A 24,562-nucleotide genomic window follows, 5' to 3' on the forward strand; every position below is an offset into this window, starting at 1 on the left:
AAGAGGCGGCACAGGGGAAGTGCGGGCTTGCATAGACTGACTCCGGTCCGGGGCTGCCCGCAGTCCAGGGCAGTGGCTGCAAGCCATACAGGGGGAGGCGTAGCGCCGTGGAACCACTTAGGGACGACGACCCGAAGTCGATCGGGGGCTTTGCGCTCGTTTGCCGGATCGGGGCCGGCGGTATGGGCCAAGTGTTTCTCGGCGAATCCGCGGCCGGTCATCAGGCCGCTGTGAAGGTCATCAAGGCCTCCGTACTCGACGAGGACACCCGTGCCCGGTTCCTGTCCGAAGTGGACAGCATGCGCACCGTGTACGGGCCGTTCGTCGCGGGCTTCGTGGGCGCCGACGCGGCCGCGGAGCAGCCCTGGCTCGCCGTGGAATATGTCCCCGGCCCGGACCTGCGCACCTACGTCGCCGGGCACGGCCCCCTCCCTCTCGTCGAGACCGCCAGTCTCGGGGCGCTGCTGGCCGAGGGCCTCGGCACGGTTCACGATGCGGGGCTGCTACACCGTGACCTGAAGCCGCAGAACATCCTGCTGTCCGAGTACGGTCCCAAAGTGATCGACTTCGGCCTCGCCGTGCTCGCCGAGCGTCGCACCATGCTGACGGCGACCGGCTTCGTCGTCGGCAGCGTGTTGTGCATGCCGCCGGAGCAGGCCCGGGGCGAGCATCAGCTGGACCGGCCGGCCGACGTCTACGCGCTGGGTGCGGTGCTGTTGTTCGCCGCGACCGGACACTACCCGTACGAAGGGCCGACCTGGCAGGCCGTCGCGCTGAAGATCGAGGACCCCGCGACGCCGCCCGACCTGACCGGCCTGCCCCCGGAACTGGAGGGCCTGGTCACGGACATGCTGGCGCCGGACCCTGCGGCCCGGCCGACGCTGCCGCAGGTCATCGAGAGGCTTGTGCAGGTTATCCATGGTCTGGGCCTGACCGCCCTCCAGGCCAAGCGCCGGCTCGCCGACCTGACCCCCGAGATCGTGGTGCCGCAACTGCCCCCACCCGCTTTCGAACCCGGCAGCGGAGACGCGGCCTACACGCCCACCGTCGTCGACGCGGCAGCGGCCGAGGACGACGAGGAGACCGGCGCACCGGAGCCGACCGGGGCCGAGCGGCTCGGCGTCGGTACAGAGCCCGGCGAAGAACTCGAAGACGCCGTCCCCGCTGTACCGACGGGGGCAGTCCCCGGGCGTGGCGGAGTCCTGCCCCGAGGCCGCGCGGCCACCGCCGTCCGCCCCGCGGCGCCTCTGCGGATCGCCGAGCGGATCCGTGCCGCCTATGCCCGGGAGGCACGCTTCTGAGCTGTGGCGTCGCCCCTCTCGGAAGTACGGCCGACCGCCCTTGCACCACGTGACAGACTTGGCGTCGCTGGGCCGCACGACGCAGGCGACGACGGAGGGACGACGGGTGACCGACCAGGGGGCGAAGCCGAGGGAGACCCGGTTCCCGCCAGGGGCGCAGATCCTCGTACGCGACGAGGAATGGCTGGTCCGCAACACCGCCCCGACCGATCACGACGGCGAGCGGATCGATGCGGTCGGTGTCTCGGAGTTCGTCCGCGACGAGGAGGCCGTCTTCTTCAGCGGGATCGACCGCGTGGACCTGCTCGACCCGGAGAAGACCCGTCTGGTCCCCGACACGTCCTCGTACTTCCGGCGCAGCCGCCTCTTCCTCGAAGCGATTCTGCGCAAGACGCCGCTGCCCCAGTCCGAGCGGGGCCTCGCCCTGGCCGACCGCTTCCTGCTCGACCCGCTCGTCTACCAGCAGCGCCCCGCCGAGCTCGCCCTGTCCCTGCGCAACCTCCGGCCCCGGGTCCTGATCGCCGACGTCGTGGGCCTCGGCAAGACGCTCGAGATCGGCCTGACCCTCGCGGAGCTCATCCGCCGCGGCCGGGGCGAGCGCCTCCTGATCGTGACCCCGCAGAGCATCCTGGAACAGTTCCAGCACGAGCTGTGGACCCGCTTCTCGATCCCGCTCGTGCGGCTCGACTCCCTCGGCATCCAGCGCATCCAGCGCGAGATCCCGGCCGGCCGGAACCCGTTCACGCACTACAAGCGCGTGATCATTTCCGTCGACACGCTCAAGAACATCGGCCAGTACCGGCACCACCTGGAGCGCATCCGCTGGGACGCCGTCGTCATCGACGAGTCGCACAACCTGATCAACCCCGGCAGCCAGCGGCGCGCCCTCGCCGAGATCCTCGCCCCGCGCACGGACGCCCTGCTGCTCGCCAGCGCCACCCCGCACAACGGCGACAAGCGCTCCTTCGCCGACCTGATCTCGCTCCTCGACCCGGCCGCCATCGCCGACCCCGACCACTACGACCCGGCCGAGGATCTCGGCCACCTCTACATCCGGCGGACCAAGATCAGCCCCGAGGTCCGGGACGAGATGGGCACCGAGTGGCCCGACCGCGGCCCCACCGTCTCCCTCCACTGCGCCGCCGGTGAGGCGGAGGAACGGATCTTCGCCGAGATCGCCGAGCACTGGCTCCCCGCCCCACAGGCGAGTACGGAGTTCGGCACGGCCGACCAGGACCGCACCTCGGTCGCCACCGAGCAGCTCTTCGCCTACAACCTGCTCAAGACGTTCCTGTCCTCCCATGTCGCCCTCGGCGAGACGGTCGACAACCGTGTCGCCACGCTCGGCGAGCGGGTCCGCAAGGCCGGGGAGAAGGGGTTGCGGCCCGACCCGGCCATCGCCCCGGAGCAGGCTGCCCTGGCCCGGCTGCGGGAGATCGTCGCGGGCATGGGCGACGGCACCGCACCCGGTGATTCCGCCAAACTCGACGCACTTGTCGAGCAGTTGAAGGACATCGGTGTGGGCCCCCGGTCCGCGACCCGGGCCGTGGTCTTCTCCGAACGCGTCCGCACCCTCACCTGGCTGGCCGAGGTCGTCCCGGCCCGCCTCGGCTTCCCGGTCGGGGCCGACGGCACTGCGAAGGCCGTCACGGTCATGCACGGCGGCCTCAGCGACGACGAGCAGGCCAAGGTCCTGGAGGCGTTCGGCCTGGCCGACAACCCGGTCCGGCTGCTGTTCACAGGCGACGTCGCCTCCGAGGGCGTCAACCTGCACCGACAGTGCCACCACCTGATCCACTACGACATCCCGTGGTCGCTGATCCGCATCGAGCAGCGAAACGGCCGTATCGACCGGTACGGGCAGAAGCACGAGCCCCAGTTCCGTGCCCTGATCCTCACCTCTGCGATCCCCGGTGCCAAGGACGACCGCACGGTCGCCGAGAAGCTGCTCCTGCGGGAGGAGGAGGCGCACAAGCTGGACGGGACGGCCGAGGCCGTGTCCGGTCTCTACCGGGCCGAGGAGGAGGAGCGCCGGCTCATCAGGGAACTGGTCCGCGGCGGCACCGTCGAGGACTTCCTGGAGTCCGCCCCGGCCGAGGACACCGCCCTCGCCGACCTCTTCGGCCAGGTGGGCACGATCACCGAGCAGGAACTGCCCGCACGCGCCGAGCTGATCTCCCTCTTCGAGGGGGACACGGCCGACTTCGTCGACACCGCTCTCGACGAGGTGTACGAGGACCGGGCCCAGGACCTGATCGGCCTGGCGTCCGGCACCGACGCCAAGGGTGGCGCGTACTTCTCGCTCTCCCCGGCCCTGGCCCCCGACCTGCTGCACCGCCTCAAGGCTCTGCCACCCTCCTACCTGAAGGAGCAGCGCGTCGCGGAGCGGATGCTGGTCACCTTCGACCGCACCCTCGCGCAGCGCAAGCTCATCGAGGCCAGGGACAGCAGTACCACCATGTGGCCGGAGGTCTCCTTCCTCACCGACATCCACCCGGTGGTGGAGTGGCTGACGGACAAGGTCCTCGTCGAGTTCGGCCGACAGGAGGCCCCGGTCATCACCACACCTCACGTCGAGGGGCCAGTGTTCCTCGTCCAGGGCATCCACTCCAACGCTCTCGGCCGCCCCACCGTGGTGCGGTGGATGGCCGTGACCGGGCTCGGCGCCGACGGCACCGGGACACCCGAGGTGCGCCCCATGGCGGACGCGCTGCGCGATGCGAAGGTCGGCCCGAGGCTCGCCCGCACCGGCGGACCGCGCGACCCGGAGCGGCTCCAGGCCCTCGTGCCGTCCGCCGTCGCCGCCGCCCGCGCACACCTGGAGACGGGAAGGGCCGCCTGGGAGAAACAGATCAGCGAGCCGCTCGCCACCTACCGCGACCATGTCGCCCAGTGGCGTACGGACTCCCTGCTGCCCGGCATCACCGGCCGCCGCGAACGCCTCGTCGAGGAGACCGCCGACGAACTGGCCCGGCTGCTCGACCAGTTGCACACCACCGGCCGTCCGCTGCTGCGCGTCCTGGCGGTCCTTGACCGCCCCGGCGACCCGGACGCCCCCGGCGCCGGGGACGGCGCGGACCCGATGGCCGAGCCGTTCACTTCCGATCCTCACCCGTCCGACGCCCAGGCGGAGAACTGACGTGACGTACGACTCGCTGGTCAACCACGGCGACTACCTCTCGGCCCACTATCTCGCCGAGGTCCTCCCCAAGGACCTCAAGGCCAAGGACGGCCTCCTCGCCCGGTGGGCAGCCTTCGAGGAGGAGGAACGCCGTCGCCACGCCGACGCCGTCGCCGAGGCCAAGCGTCAGGCGATCGACCCCGCCTCCGTACCCCCGCGTGCCCGCACCCCCCGCGAGGGACTGCGCGCCCTGCGCGGCCCCTACTTCGCGGGCCGCGCCGCCCTCGCCGGGGACGCGGAAGCGCTCGCCGAACCCGATGCGCCCGAGCCCGAGGGTTGGCAGAAGCGGTGCACCGAAGTCCATCTGGACACCCTGCACGCCCTCGGCTACACCGCCGCCCACGAGCAGACCGTCACCGTCCACCGCTCCGACCACGAATACACCGTCCAGGTCGCCCATGCCGAACCCGGCCTGTACGCCGTCTCCTGCGGCTGGACCACCGAACCCGACGCCGCTCTCGACCCGGACGGCGCCGGCCGCCTGCTCCACCCCGTCGCCCTGGAGGCCTCGGCGACACTCGACGACGCCAAGGCCCTCACCGACTTCCTCTTCGCCTGCGACACACCCCCGCGCTATGTCCTGCTGCTCGTCGGCGGCGTCATCGTCCTCGCCGACCGCCTCGCCTGGCACGAGGGCCGCTACCTGGCCGCCGACCTCGATGCGGCACTCAACCGCCGCGACGACCGCCACGGCGGCGAACTCGACACCGTGGCCGCCCTGTTCGGCGCCGACTCGCTGCGCGTCCCCACCGAGGGCGGCACCGCGCCGCTCGCCGCCTTCCTCGACAAGTCCGGCAAGCACGCCGTCGGAGTCTCCACCGAACTGCGCGAGGGCCTGCGCCTGAGCGTCGAGTGGATCGCCAACGAAGTCCTGGACCGCCTGCGCGAACCGCAGAACGGCATCACCCCGGCCGAACTCGACGACCCGGCCCGCCTGGCCAAGGAGCTCAGCCGGGAGTCGCTTCGCTACCTGTACCGGATCCTGTTCCTGCTGTACGCCGAGGCCAGTCCCACCCTCGGCATCCTGCCCTCCGACTACCCCGAGTACGAGCAGGGCTACGGCCTCCAGCGCCTCGGCGACCTCGTCCTGCGCGACCTCGTCGGCGAGCGCTCCCGGCGCGGCTTCCACCTGTACGAGTCGCTGGACCTGCTCTTCGACAAGGTCGAGAACGGCCACCGCCGCTACGGCACCGAACCCGAGGACCTGGTGGCCGAGGCCGCCGCCCGCGAGGCCGCCCGGGCCGAACAGGAGGCGGCCGAACTCCTCGCCGCCGGCACGATCACCCGGGCCGAGCACACCGAACGCGTCCGCGAGGCCGACCGGGCCCGTCGCGCCGCCGCCCGCAGCACCAGCGCGGGACTGCGCTTCGAGGCCCTGCGCTCCGAACTCTTCACCAAGGAGGCCGTCCGCCTCATCTCGGACGACCAGATCGAGAACCCGGCGTACCGGGGCGGCGAGGGCGAGCGCCGTCGCCCGTTCCTGGACACCCGGCTGCGCAACGAGACACTGCACAAGGTGCTGCGCCGCCTGATGCTCACGAAGGGCCGGGGCAGGGAGCGCGGCGGGTTCATCTCCTACGCCCAGCTCGGCATCAACCAGCTCGGCGCGGTGTACGAGGGCCTGATGTCGTACACCGGGTTCATCGCCGAGGAGGAGCTGTACGAGGTCGCCAAGGGCGGCGACCCCTCGGGCGGCAGCTGGATGATCCCCGCCTCCCGCGTCCAGGACTACCGGGACGACGTCTTCGTCCAGCGGACCAACGCCGAGACCGGCCGTCCGGAGCGGGTGGTCCACCCGAAGGACACGTTCGTCTACCGCCTGGCCGGCCGCGACCGCCAGACCTCCGCCTCGTACTACACGCCGAAGTCACTGACCGAGGTCACGGTCGAACTGGCCCTCAAGCACCGCCTGGACCAGCACGACACCACGACGCCGGCCAGGGAACTCCTGGAGTGGAAGATCTGCGAGCCGGCTCTCGGCTCGGGCGCGTTCCTCAACGAGGCCATCGACCAGGTGGCCGCCGAGTACCTGAGGCGGCGCGAACACGAGCTGGGCCGACGCATCGATCCCGAACTGCGGCAGATCGAGCTCCAGAAGGCCAAGGCGTACATCGCCCTGCACAACGCCTACGGAGTCGACCTCAACGCCACGGCGGTGGAGCTGGCCGAGGTCTCGCTGTGGCTCAACTCCATGCACCCGGGCATGCGGGCCCCGTGGTTCGGCCTGCACCTGCGGCGCGGCAACTCGCTCATCGGCGCGGGCCGCAAGGTCTACCAGGCCGACGTCCTGACGGACGGCCAGTGGCTCGCGAAGAAGAACACCCTGCCGCCGACCGACCTGCCGTTCCGGGACGGCCCGCTGCCCGAGGGCGCGGTGCACCAGTTCCTGCTGCCCGCGATCGGCTGGGGCGCGGTCGCCGGCGAGGCGGAGGCGAAGAAGCTCGCGGAGGACGCGGCGAAGGCGCTCGGCAAGTGGCGCAAGGGCGTGCAGAAGGCCCCGAAGGGGCCAAAGCCGTTCCAGGAGCGCGGCGAGGAGACCCACGAGGCACGGCAGAAGCGCTACGACCGGTGGAGTAAAGCTGCGGAGAAGACCGAGCTGGGCCGACTGCAGGGCGTGGCCCGCCGCGCCGAGTTCCTGTGGTCCCTGGTCGCCACCCGGCTGGAACTCTCCGAGCGGACGATCGCCCGCCGCATCGACGTGTGGGGCGCGGACTGGCTGGAGCAGTCGTCGGAGTCGGCGGACAAACAGAAGGTCCTGGACGACCTGACGCGCCACGGAACGCCGTACTGGCGGCTGAAGACCGTGATGGACGCGTGGTGCGCGCTGTGGTTCTGGCCGCTGGACAAGACCGGCGAACTCGACGGCACGGCGCCGGTGTACGGGACGGGGGGCGCGCTCGTCGACGAGTCGTCGGTGGCGGGGCTGATGGGCGGTGCGCGCGCGGTGGTTGTTACTGAGCCGACCGGCCCCGCTCCTGGGGACCAGCTGTGGCAGGCGACCGGGCTGTTCGACGACCCGGACGGCGAGCAGGAGGAACTGGGCGCGGGCGCCGGGCTGGCGACCGGGTCGAAGCGGGGCTCGTCGGGCCGCCGGGCCCAGGTCAAGGACCAGCGGCGCGCGTGCATCCCTCTGGTGACATTCGCCGACTGGCTCGACTTCCTGGAGTCGGTCCTGGGTAAGGAGGACCTGCCCGAGGGCTCGTACCTCGCGGGCATCGAGGACCTGGCCCCGGACGATGCGCTGGAACTGCTGAGCGATGTGGAGGACCGTCTGGAGGGCCTCCTCGGCATGGACACCCCGGCGCGGTTGCCGTTCCGCTACCCGTGGCTGAACACGGTCGAGGACATCGCCGGCACGACGGAGAAGGACATAAAGGCGGAGGACGGCCACGGCTTCTTCCACTGGGAGCTGCACTTCGCGCACGTGTTCCGGGGGGCGGGGGGTGGGTTCGACCTTCAGGTGGGGAACCCGCCTTGGGTGCGGCCGAGGTGGGAGGAAGACACGGTTCTGGCGGAGCTGGAGCCATGGTTCAAGCTTGAAGAGAAGCCGAGTGTCGCGGTCTGGCGCGAGCGCAAGGCGGCGGTGCTGGATCAGGCAGGTGCGTCACGCTATTTCCTCGGGGAACTGGCATCGAACGCGGCTATGGCGGAGTGGCTGGGGTCGCCCGTCACCTACCCGATACTCACGGGGACGCAGCCGGACTTGTACCGGGCCTTTATGTGTCGAGCGTGGGCAAACCTGGGCTCGGAGGGTATGGCTGGACTGGTACACCCGGACACGCATCTCGGGGGAACCAAGGATGGCCGGATTCGTGGGGCGACCTATCCGCGTCTGAGGCTTCACGCCGGGTTCGTGAATGTGGGCAACTGGGCGTTCGAGGCCAGCCGTAATACCGAGTTCGGTGTGCATATCTACGGGACACCGCAGCAGCACATTGGATTTGACAACCTGAGCCGGTTGTACGGGGTGGAGCCGGTTGTAGCGTCCTTGACTCACGACGGGGATGGTGAAGTTCCTGGGATGAAGCATGGCGGGGGATGGGACCTTCGCCCCCATTCGGCACGGGTGATTCGAGTGGATCACGACACCCTGACGGAGTGGCAGAAACTGACTGGGGACACGGATGGGTCTGTTCGGCAAGCTGCGCTGCTCCAGCCTGTTACGACGGAGGAGCAGGGGGCCATCACAGCGCTGTCCGCAGTGGCGAGCAGGATTGGGCAGCAGGAGCCGAGGATAAGCGCCGGGTACCACGAGAAGATGGGCAAAGAAGGCGGGTTCATCGCTTGGGGCACATCACAGCCCGACTCGCTGTCAGGACTGATTCTCCAAGGTCCGCATTTCGGCATCGCTACTCCGATCAGCAAACAGCCGAAGGTGCCGTGCCGAGGCAATCACGACTGGACGAGCTTCGACCTGACAGCCCTTGCCGCGGATGCCGTGCCACGAACGAACTACGTCCGCCCAGAGACGTGCTCGCTCAAGAGGTACGAAGGCGAACAGGACCGCTGGTTGGAGCGATCTCGGCTTAAGGCCGACTGGCAACCGAGCGCCGAGGAGTGGGCAAGTCGCAGCGATGTTCTGACAGAGGACGAGCTGAAATTGGACGAGGGCGAACAGCGCGAGCTGCTGCGTCAGCGGTTGTGGTTCTTCCAGCCCTACACGACGTTCTACCGTCTGGCCTGGCGCGTCATGATCCCGTTCAACACGGAGCGAAGTCTGTTTCCTGCGCTCATCTCGCCGGGCCCGGCACATGTGGACGCCGTCAACTCAATGGCCCTGGCAGACAACCAGGCTACCGCTCTGAACGCGGGCTTCTGGGCGTCACTGTCGTTCGACTACCTACTACGCATTACCGGCCGTTCGCACCTACGCGTTGCCGAGGCCCTGGCAATGCCCTACGCCGACCCCTCTCACCCTCTCGCCGCTCCTTTGCTCTTGCGGACCCTCCGACTCAACTGCCTAACCAAGGCGTATGCGCCACTTTGGGCCGAGCTCCATGATATGACCTGGCCCGGTTATGAGGACTGGGCCGTGAAGTGGCCTCGCCTTGCGCCGCTTGCCGGCGGGATTACGGAGGACTGGGAGTGGGGCACGCCCCTCCGCACCGAGTACGAGCGTCGAGCCGCCCTCGTGGAGATCGACGCCCTGGTGGCGGTGTGGCTCGGTATGAGCGCAGACGAGCTCATCGCCATCCACAAGGCGCGGTACGCGATCCTGGCGGACCGTGAGTCGCACATGTGGTTCGATGCCAGCGGGCGGCAGTTGGCCAAGGACCCGTATGCCCATGGTCACGGCCAGAGCAAGGAGCACTACGAGCACCTTCTTGCCTTCCAGAAGAAGGAGCGGCCCGAGCCCCCCGAGGGCTACACCGCCCCCTTCTACAAGGCCGACCGGGAGAAGGAGATGCGCGCGGCGCACGCGTACTTCTCCGCACGGCTGCAGGAAGCCATCGATAAGGGGAAGTGGACGCCGCCTGCCCGGTGAACGGCAGCGCCCCGCGCCGGACGGGGTCCGGCGCGGGGCGTGAGGGTCAGCCCTGGGCGGCGTACGAGACGAAGTCGCCCCATGCGGCGGGGGAGAGGGCAAGTTCGGGGCTCCACTGGTCCTTGGAGTCCCGGACGTGGATCGCCTGCGTTCCCTTCGCCACCTCGATGCAGGCGTCACCCTGCGAGCCGCTGTAGCTGCTCTTGAACCAGGCCAGTTCGGACGTGCTCATAGCGCTCCTCGCAATCGCTTCAACAAGCCCAGGGAGTCCTTGGGAGGCAGGGCCTGTGAGCGCAGTTTCGCATACCGTTGCTGGAGCAGGCTGATCTCCTTCGCGCTGGCGATCAGCCGCCCGTTCTGCTGTCCCTCGGAATAGGCGAACCACCGGTTCTCCGGCGTCTCGGCCAGCATGATCGGTCCGTCCATCCCCGCGTGCGACGGCTGCCGCAGCGGCATCACCTGAAACTCCACGTTCCAGTTCCGCTCGATCAACTCCAGCAGCCGGTCGAACTGTTGCCGCGTCACCGCCTCCCCACCCGTCCACCGCTCCAGCACCGCCTGCTCCACGATGAAGCTGAACGCCGTCGGCGGCTTCCGCGTCACCGCCAGCAACTCCTGCCGTGCCAGCCGCGCCGCGATCCGCTGCTCCAGCTCCTCCGGGTCGGGGAGCGGCGGCACGTCCAGCGACACCGCTCGCGCGTATGCCTCCGTCTGCAACAAGCCCGGCACCACCCGGCATTCGTACGTGTACAGGCTGATCGCCGTCGTCTCCACCCGCGCCCACTGCCGGAACCAACTCGCCAGCCCTGCCTGCCGCGTCAGATGTGGCGCCGCCTTTCGCAGTGCCCCCGTGTTCCCGAGCGCCGCCTCCGCGCGTTCCACGAAGTCGCGGTCCGGCATCCGGCGGCCCTGCTCGATCGAGGCGACGGTGTGCTTGGAGAAGCGCACCAGGTCGCCGAACTCCTCGCGGCTGAAGCCCGCGTGCTCCCGTAAAGCCTGGACGAACGCGCCGAACGTGCGCAGACTGTCCGACACCCCCGGCTCGGCGCCGACTCCTGTGCCCGTTCCTCCCGCCGCCGTTCCCGCAGCGCTGTCGTCCGTGTTCTCGTAGGCCACGGTTGGCCACCTTTCGCGCGCACCCGCCCTGCCGTACCGCTTCTGACCTTGCCGCGCCGACATACCCACTGGCGCGAAGTCGCCACCGAGCGTGCGCGTTTGATGTCACAGCGTACGCGCGGCGGGGGTGGTGCACCCTGGCGTTCGCCCCTATGCGCGGGGCGCCCGACCGCCTGCCCCGGCCCCTCGCCCGTCGAGGAGGTGGCAGCTGTACTTCTGTTCAGGCGGAAGCGCTGGGTCGCTCACCTTGACGGGGATGCCGGACTCTGCGGGATCCGGACGCCGACCCCGGAACTCGGCTCCCGAGTCTTGGGGTTCGAGCATCGCGCACCGCCCTGTCACTCGTTCAGGGGTCCGGGAGAGGTGCGCGGGCCGACGCTTGAGCTTCGGGGTCCGAGGATCGGGGTCCGAGCGGTGTTGTTCATCCGGGAGGTAGGTAGGGGTTTTTGGGGAAACCTCCCTCCCTCCCCACCCCGTCACGGCCAGCAAGTATGACTAAATGTGAGCGAGTTGCGGCGGAGAGTCGCGGCTGCTTACGGTGCCCTCAACGAAACGACCCCGACGCGGTGTTCGCAGCACCGGCCGGGGTCTCACCCAAGATCGATCACCAAGAAAGACGATCTCGTGGCTATTCAGCACCCTATCTCCGCGCTGCCTGCCCTCGCAGCCTCACGCCCGTACCGCAAGGCCCGCACCGGCTATGGCAAGCAGTCGATCCCCGGCCAAGGTCAACCCGGCGCCGGCGCCGGCGACTTCGCCTTCCTGCCGGAGCGTGAGCGGTATGTCGCCGGCTATGTCGACCACCTGCCCGACGGCGCCGCCATGGACATCAAGTCGCTGGCCAAAGACCTGCCCCTGTACGGCCAGATGGCCATCGGTACCGCCCTGCGCGCACTCGCCGTGGCCGGGCACCTGCGCCGCGTGCGCTGCCGGGTGGAGGGGGACGGCCAGCACCGGTGGGTGACGCTCACCTACTGGTCACGCGCCGCCCACGACAACGAGTGGTGGGCCGCCCGGCTCGCAGGCGGAGCCGCCGCGCCGGAGCAGGCATCCGTCCCCGCCGCCGAGCCGGGGCCCGAACCGGTCGTACCCCGGCAGCGCACCGCGGGGTCGCCCCTGGACCGGCCGCTGGAAGCGGGCGCCACCACGTCCCCAGGCCCGAACCCGCCGGTACCCCCGGCGCCGGAATACGAGCCGGTCGCAGCCGCCCCTTCGGCTGCTGCGGCTCCTTCCCCCGCCTACCTCGCCCTGGCGGAACTCGGGCGCCGCGAACCCCGCCTGGCGCTCTCCGCCGCCGACTGCGCCGCCCTGGAGCCACTTGCCGCCGCCTGGTTCGCGCACGGTGTCAGCGCCGACTACCTGACCTCGGCGCTCACCGCCGGGCTTCCCGAGCGGATCGGATCCCCCATCGGCCTGATGCGCCGCCGCCTCACCGACAAGATGCCGCCCCGACTGTCCGTGGCACCGGTACCGACACCGGCATCGGGCCTGCCCGGCACCCCCGTGCGCAGTCTTCTGGTCGAGTGCGCCGAATGCGGTCGTCCCGGCCCGGCCGAGGCACTCCCGGACGGCCTCTGCCGCCCCTGCCGCACCACGCACCAGCCACCGGAATCACCCGATGGCGCAATCCCGTACGAGGCCGAACGCGACGTTCCGGCCCTCGCGGCCGGCCTCCGCAGCCTGATGCGCACTCCCTGAGCTGTCCACGCGCCGGCTACGTACGCACCTGGGGCAGCACCGATGCCGAGAGCCCTGACGATCGGCGACGGAGGTGAGGCGCCGGACGACGCTCAGTGCACCGAGGGACGGTCAGCCGACTGCTCGGACTCTGTCGGTGTGTCGTGCGTGTCGTGCGCGTCGTGGATGTCGCGTACCGACCCGGGCCACTCCATCGGGGGCGGGCCGAATGCGCGACGGCTGGCCTTCACGGCCAGAGCGGCGACGGCAGCGTTCGCGCCACCACCGATCACAGCGCCGATACCGAACGGTGCCACCCGACCCAGCACGATGATCCCCTGCTTGGTCCCGTACTTCGTGATGAAGTTCCTCCCCAGGACCTTGTTGATCTGGCGCAACGTCTCGACAGGCACCTTGGCGACAACCTGGCGGCCCCAGTGCTGCCCCGTGCGCCCGGCGACCTTGCCGATGGTGGTGTTACCGGAGCCGCCGAGCAGGATTCCCATCACAATCGTCCGGCGGCGCTCGACCTCGTCGATGGGGACGCCGTGGACTTCGGCGACCGAGAGCGCGAACAGGGCGCTCAGCTCAAGAGAGGAGAGGGCCTCGCCTGCCGACAGCGCCAGTGCGACCGTCGTGCCCACTCCGGGAGCGGCTGCGGTTCCTCCGACCGCTGCCCCTGTCCCGGTCAAGGCGCTGACGTACATCCGCTCCAGACTGCGGATCGTCTGTGCCGGCGTCGCCTCCGGGTTGCGCTGGTGAGCCCTGGTTATGTTCTTGCGTACCAGAGCGCTCTGGGCATTGATCGCCTTGTCCAGGAGATCGAGGACTTGCTGTCCACGGCCTGATGGAGCCGATTCGTCGAAGGACTCAGTTGCCACGCGTTGATCTCCTCAGGTCGTCACGTCCTGACAGAGTCTCCCAGTCGACCAGTCGGTCGGTCCTTGGTTCAGGTGAACTCACGACTCGTCCGGGGAGCTCGCACAGTGATGAACCTGGCCCGTGCGCGTAGGCGATGCGGTGCACGCACGTCGCCGCCGGCGGAGGGGGACCGGAGCGCCCGTCCCCGACCGTCCACCCGGATCAGACGCCGGACAGCGTGCCCGCCAGCGACTGGAACCAGGCGCCGTGCGAGAACGGCTCGGGCGGCCCCACCTCCATGCCGAGTTCGGTGGCGGCCAGGGCGTAGTCCCCCTCGTCCAGGGGCAGCGCGAGCAGCTCGTGGAGTTCGCCCACGAGGCGTGCGACCAGCTGAGGGTCGGTGGTGGTGGCGTAGTCGGCGACGGCGGCGTCGTGGTCGGGGAACTCGTCGACGATGTCCTGCGAGAACCAGCCGCCGAGCGGTTGCGCTGCTTCCGGGAAGCGTGCGTGCCACTCACAGTGAGTCCACGGTCGATTCCCGGTCTGTGTGCGGGTTCTCAGTTCGCGTTGAACGACCAGAAGACCCCGACCTCGTCCACGCTCACGGCGATCAGTCCGAGATCCATCACGTAGTCGCTGAAGGCCCGGCCGCCGGCGAGTTCACCGGCCAGGAAGTCCGGCGAGGCGGAGGTCCGGGCCAGGTCGGAGGAGGTACGGAAGTCGGCGTCGGCTCCGAACCGGCCGAGCACCATCCGGGCGTCGGCCAGCACATCGTCCCGGTCGGCGCGCGTCCGGACGGGGCGGCCCTCGAAGAACCACTCCTGGGTCAAGGAAGCGAGCAGCTCAGCGGCGGCAGAGGCCGTGACGGGAAACGTCCGCGCATGCACCTGCTCTGCCGTGAGCGGCAGAAACGGAAAGGACGGACGGACGTTCTCGCGCCCCTCCTTGTCGATCTGCCACTCCAGTGTTTGCCAGCCCGGCGGGTCGGTGACCGACCGGTCCATGACGGCCAGGACGTCCCGTCCCCAGTCCTCGTCCAGTCGGGGCCCGGTCATCGCAAAGGTGTACACGTCGCCGAGGAGCCGCTCCAGCGTGGTGTCCCAGAGAGCGCTGTCGATGGAGTTCATTCGGCTTCCGGTCGGTCGGTCACGGGGCGGGCATGGACGTCAGGATGATGGACGGCGGACCGAGTCTGGAATCGTACTTCAGGACCGTATTTACGTTCTTCACGTCGATCGCCCGCACGTTGAGCCCGTGGTTCATGTACCGGGTCCTGGGATGGTGTTGCCCGACCCGTCCGGACGGATCAGTAGTCGGCGAAATTCCAGAACATGCCCACCTCGGTGTCCGAGACGATGACGAGGCCGCAGTCCTCCGTGTAAACGCTCAGCGGGCTGTACCCCAGGCTCTCCAGCGTGAAGTCGAGCGTGCGGGGCGCGCTGCCGCGCTTGCTGACGTTGGTGTGGTAGGTGGCCTCGTCCCCGTAACGCGCGAGGATCGTGCGCGCCATCGCACGCAGTTCCTCCTGGCTCTCCGTGAAGCGTGCCAGGTTGGACAGGGTGCACCCGTCGTCCGTGAGGGCCAGGAGTAGGTTCCCGGTGCTGGCCCGGTCGATCTCCTTGAGGCGCTCCGAGAGATACTCCGGGGGGTGGACGGCGAAGGGGTAAACGGGGAACCCCTCTCGCTCCGGGTCCTGCGCCGCATCATCGAGCCCGGTCCAGCCCCGGGGGTCCGGGACGGCTCGGGCCATCACCGCGAGGACATCGAGCGTCCAGTTCTCGTGGCGGCGCGGGCCGGTGGCGATATACACATATGCGTCCTCGTACAGGTGACGGACCGCGGCCTCCCAGGGCCTCTGGTCGACAGACATTTGGTGCTGGCCTTTCTCGGCGAGGTCGGGCGCTATGGCTCGGAGGGCATCGACGTCATGACGGCGAACGGCGGGTTGCGGCTGCCGGCGCACCGGAAGCCCGTACTCGTCTACTTGTCGGCGGTAAGGGCAGGCAGTGGTTTCCCCTGAGCGCGGCGTGGTTGCAACTGCACCCTGTCGTTCCCGCTTGTTAAAGTGCATGGCGTTCAGCACATTTGATCAGTTGAGCGGTCACGGGGCACGGGGGCGGATGCGTGACGACAGATCCCAACTTGCAGGTGAACAGCGAGAACTTGACCAATCTCGCTGACGACCTCGACGAAATGCAGCGTTACCTGGACCGGCAGGTCAAGCGCATGGACACGGTCGTCGACGCGATCGAAGCCCGCTGGCGGGGGCCCGCGGCCAAGGCTTACCGAAAGCAACACCGAGAAGCCGCCAAGGAAGCGGTTCGCATCCGTGAGCTCATGAAGCTGCTCGAAGCAGCTGTTCGTATGAGCCGAGACGGGTTCACCGAGCAGGAGCTCGACACGCTGGCAGCCTTCAGGCGTATCCAGATGTCCGTGGACGTGGACAAGGAGGCCGACGAGCTTTCGACCCCCAACACCGGGAGCCCACCCGCCGCGCCGCGCACGAGCCGCTTGAATGATCTCTGACGAGGGGGACGCATGACCGACAGCGACGACAACATAGCGGTTGATTTCGCCACTCTGCAGCTCCTCTCCGGCCAGCTGGAAGAGATCCTCAAGGAGCTCAACGAGAACGTCCACACCATGCACGACCGCGTTGAGAAGGTCGTTCTCACCTGGGAGGGCGAGGCGCGCGAGGCTTTCATCGACAAGCTTGACGAGTGGGACCGGTCCGCACAGGACCTTCAGGCGACGCAGGCGTGGCTCCACGGCATTGTCACAACAGGGCAGACCAACTACGCGGCGGCACATGCCGCAGTGCTGCGGGGATGGGGAGCGGCCTGATGAGCATGCCTCCTCCTCCGCCTCCCTTGAAGAACGGAGACATCGACGTCACCCCCAGTGCGCTGCACACACTCTCGGGCTACGTCGCGTATCTTCAGGACGGTCTGCACAAGGGGGCCAATCAGCTCCTCGACGAGCTCGGCCGGTATCCGGACTGCGGGGGTTACGGCACCGCCGCATGGGAGTTCGCCAACGCCTACAAGAAAGTCGGCAACCGCTTCATCGAGGTGTGGGCCAAGTCGGTGGCGAGCGTCGGAGGTGCCGCGGTCGGTTTCACTCTGACCGCGAACAACTATGCGACTGCGGACGCCGCCACGGACCCTTCGGGCGCCCCGGCCCAGACCCAGCCGCCACCGGCCGTGATCGACACGCCGCCGAACTACGGGTCCGTGACGGACCTCAAGTGGGCGGACATCGACCAGAGCCAGGACATCTTCCAGCGAGCACTGGAAGCAGTGGACGCCGGCGTCCTGGCGATCATCAGGCCCCTCTTGGAGGACGTCTACCGCATGGGCAAGGCTGCCGAGATCATGCCGTTGCCCGATTATCTGGGTCTGGACAACATGTCCGTTGGCTGGGTGTACGCGAGCACGACCGTCACCACCACGGACGGAAACCTCAGCAGTGCCCTGCACAACTACACCGATCGGTCCAACGGCGAGTGGACCGCGGCAATGCGGCAATTCTGTAGCGCTGTCTGGGGCACGAGCGCGTGGGGCAAGAGGCGCGAGGGCTATGAGTGGAAACACGACTCGGCGCAGCCCGGTCAGGCCGGTAGCCACCCTGTCATGGACGTGATGGTCAAGACCTGTGACGTCGTGAGTGATGCTCTGGGCGCCTGGGCGGTTGCCGCGCAGGATGTGCGAGAGGACCTTCGCAGGCTCTACTACGAAGCCGTCATCAAGGCCCTGCCGCACATCGACACAAGTGACGGTCTGGGTATGAAAGACCTCAAGAGCTTCGGCAAGGGACTCCTCAACATAGGGAAGGGTTTTGCGGAGGGCTTCGCCCTTGAGGTGGACGAGGAGGCGATGAACGCGGCGGTCGAGGCATACAACAACCGCGTGCACCGACAGGTCGTAGAGCTCAACAAACAGCACGAAGCTCTGGACGAGGCATATAACAGTGCCCCCACGTACCGGGCCGAGTCGGCGCGGGCGGAGTCTTTCGGTGCCCGAGCTCTGACCGATTTCAAGGGTAATCTGCTTTACACTGTCCCAGGAGACAGTGAAGCGAACCATCAGTACCCTATCGACCTTGCGAATCAGGAGGGCGTCCACGGCAGTCACGTAATTGACAAGCACGTAGGTAAGACCGATATGCAGCTTGCCATGCGGCTGAGGGATCAGCCGACCATTGACGCGGCATCCAGTTTTGTCGACCTGCCCCAAGCTCAGAAGACGACGCAAGCCGTCATGGAGTATGTTGGACCACCGAGTAATTCAGGTCAACCCAACTCCGGAGTGGACAATACTGCAAAGATAACGGCCTGGCTGTCCCGGCCTCGTAGGGACAATTCAATACTGAGACTGGACCCCGTGGAGTTTCAGCACGTGACGGGTCGTACGGTCGAGGCTTCGAACCCATCGGCTCAGCACGCCTTGGATACGCACAGCGCCACAGTGGTGTTGAAATACAAGAATGGACTTGTCCCGCCGTACGTCGTATACACATCGATGCCCTCCCTTCCCTGATTCTCGTGGCCGATGGACCGGGCGGACTTGCTAATGAATGCCATGAATGTACCCATCGACTTTCCTCCTGACTGGTTCGATGCTCGCCAGACATTCGTGCATCTCTCAGTGCCCGGTGACGGTGATTGGCGCGAGACTGCGATTGCTGCCATGCGTAGCTGCCCCGCACTACAGTCTGTCAACCGTGAGGACATGGAGTCGAGTCTTGCTGAGGTGTCCCGCGAAAATGCGCTCGACCTGTCGAAATTCATCGCATTCGGATCGCTTCTCCGAGGGCCGCTTCAATCTTTGGTGGACGCGGACGAAATACGGGACAGTCTTCTAGCTCGAATGTTGGACCAGCTAGGTGGCGACGCCCGTTTCTGGACGAACCATGGAGGTGCTGAGGACGGGCAAGAATCCGGCTACCTTTCTTCTTCTTTTCATGTGAACGCGCTTGCGGAAACAACTATTGATCTCTGTCTCATCGGCGTCTCACCAAGGGCGGTTCTCGTTCTCTGGAGATTCGAAGACGATTGACAATTGGCTCGCGGGTAACCCGGACCTAACTCGTCACGCTCACTTCTCTAGACGACCCAGCACCCGTAGTGCGCACTTTTGAAAAACTGGAGTATGGCCGTGACTCAGATTGACGGCGCCTCGTGGAGTCGTTCCTTGCGGGCCATTTTCGGGGAAGGCATGTTCGCGGCTGTGGGCGCGCGGCGACGCGATGACTGGCGACTGGACGCCCTCGACGTCATGCAGTTGCGGACGGACGATCCGCGTGGCTGGTCGAAGCTTGCCATGGCACCAGGAGGGGGCGATTACGGCACTGGCCCGGGAAGCCCGTTCAGTGCTGTCACGCCAGGCGACTTCAATGCTGTTTTCCCTGTGTCCAGGAGGGGAGCTGAACAAATCATGGTCACTCTCCAGGGTGAGTGGTTCCAAGTGGAAGACATCCCGGATTTTGATGTGCGAGAGGCTGAACTGACCTCTCACGCGAGAGTGATTCTGGAAAGGTTTGGAGGAGAAGCGCTGTTCTTTACCAATGCGGTAACGGCGCGAGAGGATCCCCATGCCGACATGTTCGGTCGAGAGGGTGTCTATGAGGGCTTCACCAGCCACGTAATGGATTGTGGTGTAATCGCTGTCTCCGCCGCGGAAGTCGGCATCTTCTGGGGCTTCACGATCGACTGAGGATTTCCCGTGCGTACCCGTTCTGCTACCTATCCCGACCACGCGACCGCACAGTGGTGTACCCAGCAGGTCGTCACACGCAACGAGCAGGCCGTACATCGCTGGCTGGCCCAGGGCACGCGACCAAGGCTCACCATCGAGGCCGCTTGGCCATCCCGTGAGGAGCCCGTCGGGCGCGTGTTGTTGCAAGCGATGATGCTCGCCGGTCGCGAGCCCGTCGATGTGCGGGCCGCGCGGGTGACGCTGAGGCGCGAAGCGTCGAGTCCGCACGGTTTCGTCGTGCACGCCACCTACCCGATCTACCTCTGAAGGTGCCGCAGTGTCCATGAAGCCGCTTGAGTTCGACCGCCGATATGGCGAACTCGACGTCGTCGTCGCAGCCTTCGTCGGACAGGAACCCGACAGTCCGGAATCAGACACAGCGCCGCCGGCTCTTCAGGCGTACCTCCGGCACACCTGGCACACCAGGCCTTGGGCGCTCTCCGTCGCCGAACAGCAACTCCGCGAGTACGCACGGAATCCGCCCGGCCGCCTGCGGCTGCGCCTCGGTGAGTTCTATTCGGTACCCGATCTCGGGCTGCCCGAGTCCCGGACTCAGAGCTGGCTGTCCGAGACGGCCGACCACATCAAGCGCAGCATCGAGTCCGGCGAAGTGCCTCCGCCGACCACGCCCCAGACGCATTGGGAGTGGCACGCCCGCTTCGGCGAGCTGGGGCAGTTCCTCGGCGGCTGGTTCTCGCAGGACATGCCCGACGAATTCGGCGACCATGATGCTGCGGTCCGCGACTACAGGGAAACGGCCGATCCCCAGCTGACCGCCCGGCTGGTCGGCGAGATCCACGAACTGCTGGCCCTGCGGCTGGAGGATCACGAGTACGCCGTCGGCGTGGGCGAGCTCGGCATGGAGGTTGAGCCGCCGGCCCCGTTCTCGATCGAAAGCTGGCTCCAGACGGTGGCGGAGCACCTCGCGACGGCCGGGCCTGACTACGGAAAGTGAACAGCCTCGCCGGACCTCCTGCCGAAGGCGGCTTTTCCTCAAGTACCGCCCGCGGTGCGTGCGCGTACGCCGATACGGCGTACGCGCGCCACCGCTGGTGAAGGGTGCTGAGCGCCGCCATCGTGGGCGCATGACTGCACAGTCCACCCCCGCAACCGGTCAAGCGCTGCTCACCGTAGGTGTGTTCGTCCAGCGCTTCAGCTCCACTCCGCGTGGCGCCCGCCTCGCCCGTCGGCTCGTGCTGCACCAGCTCGACGCCTGGGGCGTGCCGCACGGCAGCGAGGCGTCCGACACCGCCGCCCTGCTCGTCGCAGAGCTCGCCACCAACGCCGTCACGCACGGCCGCGTCCCCGGCCGGGACTTCGAGGTCACCGCCGAGATCCTCGGCCGGACCCTGCGTATCGCTGTCTCCGACACCCGGGGCGAGCTCCGGCCGCCCGCCCCGGGCGCGCCACGCCCCTCGATGCCGCCGCTCGCGGAGACCGGCCGGGGACTGCTGCTGGTGGAGGCGCTCGCCGACCGGTGGGACGTCCTCGACCGCATGCCCGTCGGCAAGACGGTCGTCGCCGAGCTGGACCTGCGGCGCTGACGGTGCCGGACGTTGCCCGCCGGCCCCGGACGGTCGCGCTGACAGGCCGTAAGGCCCGTCTATAGGCTGGGCCGGGAACGGCATCGGGCGGCGACGGAGGGCTACGGGGACCATGACGGACCTGGAGGACAGTGCCGACGGCCGGGGTTCCGGGCGGAACAGGTCGGCGGATTCGAGGGGGTACGCCGGAGCGGAGGACATCGACGAGCCGGACGCGCTCTTCCTGCCGCTCGGGGCGCCCCTGGAAATCGGGTCCGACGGCCGACCGACCGGCGTGGAGCTGGAGCTGCCCGTCGATGAGGAGGGCGGGGACTACAGCGACGCCGACGGCATCTCCGCCCCGTTCCGGCCCGACAGCATCAAGATCCATACGGAGACCACCACCGTGGATCTGCTGCTGTCCCGGCTGAGGGAGGGCATGATCGACCTCGCGCCGGACTTCCAGCGCCGGGCGGGTATCTGGAGCGATCGTTCGCAGAGCCGGCTGATCGAGTCGCTGCTGCTGCGCATCCCGATCTCCAACTTCCACATGGCCCAGGACGACGAGGACAAGTGGGCCGTGGTGGACGGCGTCCAGCGGCTCACTGCCATCGCCCGGTTCATGGAGCCCAAGGTCACGGACCTCGACCCGCTGGCCCTCCGGGACCTGGACTACCTCTGGAGATTCAACGGCAGCACGTACCAGGACCTGACCGGACGGCTGAAGATCCGGTTGCGTGAAACCCAGCTCACCGTCCACATCATGCAGCAGGGCACCCCGGAGGCCGTCAAGTACAACGTGTTCTCCCGGATCAACACGGGCGGTATGCCGCTGAAACCGCAGGAGCTGCGGCACGCGCTGGTACGGGGACCTGTCCGGGGGTTCCTCGCCGACCTGGCCGAGGACCCGGCATTTGGTGAAGCCACCCGGTGGACCGTGTCCGACGAACGGATGGCCGACCGGGAGATGGTGCTGCGCTTCCTCGCATTCCGCCTCACCAATCCGGCCGAGCACACCGAGAAGGACTTCGACCAGTTCCTCATCAACGCGATGTACAAGGTCAACGGTCTTACCGCGGAGCGGCGGGAGCAGCTGGCGCGAGAGTTCCGGGTGGCCATGCGGTGCGCGGGGGAGCTGTTCGGTGAGCACGCCTTCCGCAAGTGGCGTGGGGGGCCGCGGAGTTCCCCCGCCATCAACAAAGCACTGTTCGAGACGATCTCCGTCCATCTCGCGCTACTCGACGATCAGGAGCGGAACAGGCTGGTAGCGTCGCGGACGAAGGTGCACAGCAGGTTCTTCGAGCTCATGGACGACTGGGACTTCGACCGGTCGATCTCCATCGGCACCGGGGATCCGGCGAAGATCCGCACACGATTTCAGCACGTGGCACGGCTGTTCCGGGGGGTAGCTGAGCAGTGATCGACCGTCTGACGCTCCACAACTACAAGGCGTTCCGCGACGCGGCGCTTCCGCTCGGCCCGCTCACGCTCCTCACCGGGCTCAACTCGTCCGGCAAGAGCAGTGTTCTCCAGGCCATCGCCCTGCTGCGCCAGTCGTACGAGGCGGGCGATCTCGCGGTCTCCGATTGCCTGCCCGAAGCGCGGAGGGCGGGAATGACGGTCAGTGTCGCGAACCAGGGTTTTCTGCTCAACGGCGAACTCGTGGGTCTCGGCACCGGAGAGGACGTACTGCACGAGGACTTCACGGAGGACGAGGCCCGGATCGCCCTCGCAGTCGACGAAGGGCCGTACCACTACGGCTGGACCGTCGAGTACGACCCCGAGCAGAACCTGCTGCCTCTGCTCGATGCGGACCTGCCGCTCACATCGGAGGGACCCGACGCCCCGACCGGTTCGGAGGGCGTGTCCCCGTCGTTCTTCACCGCGCCCTTCCAGTACCTGCACGCCGACCGGATCTCGCCCGCCGAGTTCTACCCACGCGACCATCACGCGGCCATCGGCCGTGGCTTCCTCGGAGTCCGCGGTGAACACACCGTCAACTTCCTTCGCGACCAGGCACGGAACCCCGTCCCCGAGGGCCCGCTGCGCCACCCCCGCGCCGCATCCGACCTCCTGCTCGACCAGGCCGCTGCCTGGATGGGTGAACTGTGCCCCGGGGTGGACATCCAGGCCGACGCCATCGAGGGCGCCGACGCCGTACGCCTCTCGTACGGGTTCCAGGGCACACTCGGCGCCACCCGGCGCCGCCGTCCCAGCAACGTCGGCTTCGGCCTCACCTATGTCCTGCCGATCGTGGTGGCCTGCCTGACCGCCCGCCCCGGCTCCCTGGTCCTCCTGGAGAACCCGGAGGCGCACCTGCACCCCCAGGGGCAGACCCGGATGGCCGCGCTGGCCGCCGGGGCCGCTGCGCAGGGCGCGCAGGTGATCATGGAGACCCATAGCGACCACGTCATCAACGGCGTGCGGCTCGCCGTCAAGCGGGGGCGGCTCGCCCCGTCGCAGGTGGTGCTGCACTACTTCCGCGGTGACGGCACCGGCGTGGACTTCGTCAGCCCGCAGGTCGACACGGACGGGATGCTCGATCAGTGGCCCGAGGGCTTCTTCGACGAGTTGGAGAACACGCTCGACCAGCTCATCGGCTGACATCCGCCGGGGGGCGGGGCAAGGCGCACACCATCCGGAGGGGGAGACGTGCCGCAGCTGTTCCTGAACGAGAAGTCCTGTGAGACTCGTGCCGACGCGCATCGGGTCAACCACGCCATGACCGAGATGGTCAAGGCCGTCCTCGCTGCGGCCAGGGAGGACCGGGCCGGGACCCTGCTGGTCTCCCGGGAGCCGGTCACCGCGTTGAATCTCGCCGAGGGCCACGCCATCGGCAAGTGGATCGGCACCCCGGGCACGAAGGAGCTGTGGCAGCGGCTGTTGATCCTCCAGTCCAAGTGGCCCCACCGAGAGGCCTTTCCTGAAGGGGAGACCTACGCGGACGTCGAGTACCGGCACGACGGGGACGCCGTGGAGGGGCTCGGAGCAGCGCACCTGACCGGAGGTCTGGGCATCTCTCTGCCTGTCGAGCCGCGCTGGAACGCCGACCGGCTGACCCTCGTCCGTGAGGAACTCCTCGACGACCAGGACGGTGGCTCCGCCCTCACCGAGGTGGAGATCTCGCACGCCGCCACTCGCGAGCACGTCACGGCCCATCTGCCGTGGATCCGACGCGGTGCGAACACCGGCCGGCAGAAGGCCGTCGAAGGGCTGCGGTCCGGCACCGAGCTGTGGGGCCTGCGTGCGAACCTCTTCCCGCTGCTCCAGTTCACGCCGCTCGCGGAGCAGTACTTCGCCGAACTCCCCGAGGTGTGGGTACGGCCGGTGGGCGAACGCCTCGGGGAGCTCCAGGACGCGGTCAGCGACTGGGATCCAGTGCGACAACCCATCGCACCCCAGTGGCGTTCCTACGTCCGCACCGAGTTCGAGGCCCGGCGGCGGCTGTGCTGGTTCCCCGACACCGACGGTGAAGACCGGCTGTTCGACTGGCACTGCGATTTCCTGCCGTCACCGGGCCGTATGCACTTCCGGCTGATCCACGAGGAGCGCACCCTGCGCATTGCGTACGCCGGGCGGAAGCTCGGTAAGTGATCCGGGCCCGGAGCGCCCGGCCGCCCCCGTTACCGTAGGGCCGTGAACGGGAGCCCTCAGCCTGTCGC

The 24,562-nt window shown here is 68.1% G+C and carries 20 protein-coding genes and 1 pseudogene; 15 read left to right on the forward strand and 6 right to left on the reverse strand.

Annotated features, from left to right (window positions below; all coding sequences use genetic code 11):
• The first annotated feature begins 182 nt into the window (after nucleotides 1-182).
• From ABZ826_RS17625 to ABZ826_RS17635, 3 genes are all read left to right on the forward strand, one after another.
• A complete protein-coding gene (locus ABZ826_RS17625) occupies nucleotides 183-1,301 on the forward strand; it encodes a serine/threonine-protein kinase (RefSeq protein ID WP_361448337.1) in 1,119 nt (372 codons plus the stop codon).
• Between the two features lie 106 nt (nucleotides 1,302-1,407).
• Nucleotides 1,408-4,440 carry an SNF2-related protein gene (locus ABZ826_RS17630; RefSeq protein ID WP_361448406.1) on the forward strand — a complete coding sequence of 1,011 codons (3,033 nt, stop codon included), beginning with the start codon at nucleotides 1,408-1,410 and terminating at the stop codon, nucleotides 4,438-4,440.
• A 1-nt stretch (nucleotide 4,441) separates the two neighbouring features.
• Nucleotides 4,442-9,967 (forward strand): class I SAM-dependent DNA methyltransferase, encoded by a 5,526-nt coding sequence (locus tag ABZ826_RS17635; RefSeq protein WP_361448340.1) that lies wholly within the window; start codon nucleotides 4,442-4,444, stop codon nucleotides 9,965-9,967.
• Nucleotides 9,968-10,013: 46 nt separating this feature from the next.
• Here the strand turns inward: ABZ826_RS17635 and ABZ826_RS17640 are convergent, their stop codons facing one another.
• Both ABZ826_RS17640 and ABZ826_RS17645 read right to left on the reverse strand, forming a co-directional pair.
• A complete protein-coding gene (locus tag ABZ826_RS17640; protein ID WP_361448343.1) occupies nucleotides 10,014-10,199 on the reverse strand; it encodes a DUF397 domain-containing protein in 186 nt (61 codons plus the stop codon).
• Complete coding sequence (locus tag ABZ826_RS17645) at nucleotides 10,196-11,002, reverse strand: helix-turn-helix transcriptional regulator (RefSeq protein WP_361448409.1); 807 nt, start codon at nucleotides 11,000-11,002, stop codon at nucleotides 10,196-10,198. Before ABZ826_RS17645 ends, ABZ826_RS17640 begins: the two co-directional genes overlap by 4 nt.
• Nucleotides 11,003-11,707: 705 nt before the next feature.
• On the opposite strand from ABZ826_RS17645, the gene ABZ826_RS17650 reads away from it, so the two are divergent.
• The gene (locus ABZ826_RS17650) at nucleotides 11,708-12,781 is read left to right on the forward strand and encodes a MarR family transcriptional regulator (RefSeq protein WP_361448346.1); all 1,074 of its coding nucleotides are present in this window, start codon (nucleotides 11,708-11,710) and stop codon (nucleotides 12,779-12,781) included.
• Nucleotides 12,782-12,873: 92 nt separating this feature from the next.
• On the opposite strand, the gene ABZ826_RS17655 is transcribed toward ABZ826_RS17650, so the two are convergent.
• The 4 genes and pseudogenes from ABZ826_RS17655 to ABZ826_RS17670 all read right to left on the reverse strand — a co-directional run bounded on the left by ABZ826_RS17655 (nucleotide 12,874) and on the right by ABZ826_RS17670 (nucleotide 15,491).
• Entirely contained in the window at nucleotides 12,874-13,641 is a 768-nt protein-coding gene (locus ABZ826_RS17655; protein WP_361448349.1) for a hypothetical protein, read from the reverse strand.
• 202 nt (nucleotides 13,642-13,843) lie between these two features.
• Nucleotides 13,844-14,152: pseudogene (locus tag ABZ826_RS17660) on the reverse strand (contact-dependent growth inhibition system immunity protein); the annotation flags it as partial.
• A gap of 26 nt (nucleotides 14,153-14,178) precedes the next feature.
• Nucleotides 14,179-14,748 (reverse strand): hypothetical protein, encoded by a 570-nt coding sequence (locus tag ABZ826_RS17665; protein ID WP_361448352.1) that lies wholly within the window; start codon nucleotides 14,746-14,748, stop codon nucleotides 14,179-14,181.
• 179 nt (nucleotides 14,749-14,927) lie between these two features.
• Nucleotides 14,928-15,491 (reverse strand): hypothetical protein, encoded by a 564-nt coding sequence (locus tag ABZ826_RS17670; protein WP_361448355.1) that lies wholly within the window; start codon nucleotides 15,489-15,491, stop codon nucleotides 14,928-14,930.
• Nucleotides 15,492-15,769: 278 nt separating this feature from the next.
• On the opposite strand from ABZ826_RS17670, the gene ABZ826_RS17675 reads away from it, so the two are divergent.
• The 11 genes from ABZ826_RS17675 (at nucleotide 15,770) to ABZ826_RS17725 (ending at nucleotide 24,494) form a co-directional block, all read left to right on the forward strand.
• A complete protein-coding gene (locus ABZ826_RS17675; RefSeq protein ID WP_361448358.1) occupies nucleotides 15,770-16,147 on the forward strand; it encodes a WXG100 family type VII secretion target in 378 nt (125 codons plus the stop codon).
• Nucleotides 16,148-16,159: 12 nt separating this feature from the next.
• Nucleotides 16,160-16,465, forward strand: a complete 306-nt coding sequence (locus tag ABZ826_RS17680) for a WXG100 family type VII secretion target (RefSeq protein WP_361448361.1) — start codon at nucleotides 16,160-16,162, stop codon at nucleotides 16,463-16,465.
• Nucleotides 16,465-18,159: an RNase A-like domain-containing protein gene (locus tag ABZ826_RS17685; RefSeq protein ID WP_361448364.1), complete on the forward strand. Its 1,695-nt coding sequence runs from the start codon at nucleotides 16,465-16,467 to the stop codon at nucleotides 18,157-18,159. The genes ABZ826_RS17680 and ABZ826_RS17685 overlap by 1 nt, the downstream gene beginning before the upstream one ends.
• 42 nt (nucleotides 18,160-18,201) lie before the next feature.
• A complete protein-coding gene (locus ABZ826_RS17690) occupies nucleotides 18,202-18,678 on the forward strand; it encodes a hypothetical protein (RefSeq protein ID WP_361448367.1) in 477 nt (158 codons plus the stop codon).
• A gap of 99 nt (nucleotides 18,679-18,777) precedes the next feature.
• Entirely contained in the window at nucleotides 18,778-19,335 is a 558-nt protein-coding gene (locus ABZ826_RS17695; RefSeq protein WP_361448370.1) for a hypothetical protein, read from the forward strand.
• Between the two features lie 9 nt (nucleotides 19,336-19,344).
• Nucleotides 19,345-19,644 carry an RNase A-like domain-containing protein gene (locus ABZ826_RS17700; protein WP_361448373.1) on the forward strand — a complete coding sequence of 100 codons (300 nt, stop codon included), beginning with the start codon at nucleotides 19,345-19,347 and terminating at the stop codon, nucleotides 19,642-19,644.
• Nucleotides 19,645-19,654: 10 nt separating this feature from the next.
• A complete protein-coding gene (locus ABZ826_RS17705) occupies nucleotides 19,655-20,332 on the forward strand; it encodes a contact-dependent growth inhibition system immunity protein (protein WP_361448376.1) in 678 nt (225 codons plus the stop codon).
• Between the two features lie 130 nt (nucleotides 20,333-20,462).
• Complete coding sequence (locus ABZ826_RS17710; RefSeq protein ID WP_361448379.1) at nucleotides 20,463-20,921, forward strand: ATP-binding protein; 459 nt, start codon at nucleotides 20,463-20,465, stop codon at nucleotides 20,919-20,921.
• Between the two features lie 112 nt (nucleotides 20,922-21,033).
• Nucleotides 21,034-22,320, forward strand: coding sequence for a DUF262 domain-containing protein (locus ABZ826_RS17715; RefSeq protein WP_361448382.1), 1,287 nt, complete (start codon nucleotides 21,034-21,036; stop codon nucleotides 22,318-22,320).
• The gene (locus ABZ826_RS17720) at nucleotides 22,317-23,504 is read left to right on the forward strand and encodes a DUF3696 domain-containing protein (RefSeq protein WP_361448385.1); all 1,188 of its coding nucleotides are present in this window, start codon (nucleotides 22,317-22,319) and stop codon (nucleotides 23,502-23,504) included. The genes ABZ826_RS17715 and ABZ826_RS17720 overlap by 4 nt, the downstream gene beginning before the upstream one ends.
• 48 nt (nucleotides 23,505-23,552) lie before the next feature.
• Nucleotides 23,553-24,494 (forward strand): hypothetical protein, encoded by a 942-nt coding sequence (locus ABZ826_RS17725; protein ID WP_361448388.1) that lies wholly within the window; start codon nucleotides 23,553-23,555, stop codon nucleotides 24,492-24,494.
• Nucleotides 24,495-24,562: the final 68 nt, after the last annotated feature.

It is taken from the genome of Streptomyces sp. NPDC047515, assembly GCF_040643055.1.
In the GTDB taxonomy this organism is placed as follows: domain Bacteria; phylum Actinomycetota; class Actinomycetes; order Streptomycetales; family Streptomycetaceae; genus Streptomyces.

Bases quoted from the DNA above. Each gene is read 5' to 3' on its own strand.
- ABZ826_RS17625 (WP_361448337.1), top strand. From the start codon at position 183: ATGGGCCAAGTGTTTCTCGGCGAATCCGCGGCCGGTCATCAGGCCGCT.
- ABZ826_RS17640 (WP_361448343.1), bottom strand. From the start codon at position 10,199: ATGAGCACGTCCGAACTGGCCTGGTTCAAGAGCAGCTACAGCGGCTCG.
- ABZ826_RS17665 (WP_361448352.1), bottom strand. From the start codon at position 14,748: ATGAACTCCATCGACAGCGCTCTCTGGGACACCACGCTGGAGCGGCTC.
- ABZ826_RS17670 (WP_361448355.1), bottom strand. From the start codon at position 15,491: ATGTCTGTCGACCAGAGGCCCTGGGAGGCCGCGGTCCGTCACCTGTAC.
- ABZ826_RS17680 (WP_361448361.1), top strand. From the start codon at position 16,160: ATGACCGACAGCGACGACAACATAGCGGTTGATTTCGCCACTCTGCAG.
- ABZ826_RS17685 (WP_361448364.1), top strand. From the start codon at position 16,465: ATGAGCATGCCTCCTCCTCCGCCTCCCTTGAAGAACGGAGACATCGAC.
- ABZ826_RS17690 (WP_361448367.1), top strand. From the start codon at position 18,202: ATGAATGTACCCATCGACTTTCCTCCTGACTGGTTCGATGCTCGCCAG.
- ABZ826_RS17710 (WP_361448379.1), top strand. From the start codon at position 20,463: ATGACTGCACAGTCCACCCCCGCAACCGGTCAAGCGCTGCTCACCGTA.
- ABZ826_RS17715 (WP_361448382.1), top strand. From the start codon at position 21,034: ATGACGGACCTGGAGGACAGTGCCGACGGCCGGGGTTCCGGGCGGAAC.